Raw genomic sequence first — 298 nt, forward strand, 5'->3', positions numbered from 1 at the left:
GCCGTAACCTTCGCCATCGTCGTGGTGGCCGGAACGATCGCCATCAGGGGAATGCAGAATGCCTCCGCCCCCGCGCCCTCTCAGACGGAAGGCGCCCATATGGCGTTGCCGACATTGGGGATGCTGCCGCTTTGTGTCATCGGCGTCGGCGCCTTCCTCGTCGAAGGTGCCGGAATCGACTGGTCGGCGATCTATATGCGCGACGTCTTTGCGGTCGAGCCTTTCGTCGGCGGAATGGGTCTCACGCTCTTTGCATTCTTCATGGCGCTGGTCCGGCTTTTCGCCGACCGCTTCGTCG

1 pseudogene is annotated in these 298 nt (G+C 63.1%); it reads left to right on the forward strand.

From position 1 onward, the window contains the following. Window positions 1-298, forward strand: a pseudogene (locus SB679_RS23690) (hypothetical protein); the annotation flags it as partial.

This window comes from Chryseobacterium sp. SIMBA_029, from assembly GCF_046535275.1.
GTDB lineage: Bacteria > Bacteroidota > Bacteroidia > Flavobacteriales > Weeksellaceae > Chryseobacterium.